The organism is Photorhabdus viridis, assembly GCF_040256935.1.
In the GTDB taxonomy this organism is placed as follows: Bacteria; Pseudomonadota; Gammaproteobacteria; order Enterobacterales; family Enterobacteriaceae; genus Photorhabdus; species Photorhabdus viridis.
In genome coordinates, this window is the sequence record NZ_JBEJZY010000155.1 from 1 (window position 1) to 1,279 (window position 1,279).

Below are 1,279 nucleotides of genomic sequence, written 5' to 3' on the forward strand. Positions count from 1 at the left end.
CCACACCTACCGGGAAGGTCACAGGGAATTCACCGAATCAGTGACTCAGCAGGGCACTGAACTGACCAGCGGCGGCATACTCACGGTTATCTCAACCGGCAGCATTCTTTTTCAGGCCGCCAAACTGGCGGCCAAAGGGGCAATGGATGTCGCGGCGCAAGGCGGTTACCTGTTCGCTCAGGCGATGGAAGAATCCAGTCACTATGAGAAAACAGAAACTACACGCAGGTGGTATGGCAAAAAGAAAACCACCACACGTACTCATCATGATGTCACGAACAAAGTGACTGAATTTACCGCCGGCGGTGATATTAACCTGTTAAGCCGGGATGACAGCACTTATGAAGCCAGCAAAATCTCCACCCATCAAAACGCCAAACTGACCAGTACTCACGGTCAGGTTAATTTCAAAGCGGTAAAAAACAGTACTTTTGCGCAAACGATTACCCATTCCAAAGGGTTCTACATCAAGCAGACAAATAAAGGCTACACCGAAAATACCTGGGTGCTTCCCGTTATTCATCTCGGTGGAAAACTCACCGTAGAGGCCGCCGACGGGATCAGCGCGGATATTAAAGCCCAAAACGGTCAATCGTTACAAAATGTTGTCTCCGTCTTCGGTAGTACCCCGGAAACCGCGTGGCTGAAAGGACTGAGTGAACGTCAGGATGTGCAATGGAACTTAGTCAAAGACGCGTATGACCGTTGGGATTATAAAAGCCAGCATCTGAACCCGGTGGTTTCAGCGGTGATAGCGATTGCTGTGGCCGCCGTGACGACAGGCGCAGGCATAACGGCTTCTGTGGCCGGATCAGCCGCAGGCGCGGCAGGTTCAGCGGCGACGGCAGCGGGGGCGACCGCCAGTACCGCCGCTACCGTGAGTTCAGTGGCTTACGGTGCGACGGCTTCCGGCATGGCGGCGCTGACCTCTCAGGCAGCGGTCGCTCTGGTGGATAATCAGGGTGACTTATCCAAAACCTTAAAAGCGATGGGCAGCAGCGACACGGTTAAATCCACTTTCACGTCCATGGTAATGGGTGGCGCACTGGCGGGCTTTGACACGGTGATGGGATGGGATAACACGGCGAATGGCGGGAAGCTGGATCCGGCAAAAGCCACCTTACCCCAACTGAGCAATCATGACTGGAGCAAAGTGGCTCAACGGGTCGCAGGCCAGTCCATTATCAGTTCCAGTCTGGGGACAACGATTAATGGCGGCAGCTTTAAAGACAATTTCACCACCGCATTACTTGCCAATATCGGCAATCAGATTAATGCA

At 53.3% G+C, this 1,279-nt stretch carries 1 protein-coding gene; it reads left to right on the forward strand.

Features of this window, described 5'->3' with window-relative positions:
• Positions 1 to 1,279: DUF637 domain-containing protein (locus ABR397_RS22650; protein WP_350307679.1), on the forward strand; the 1,279-nt coding region annotated here is incomplete at both ends.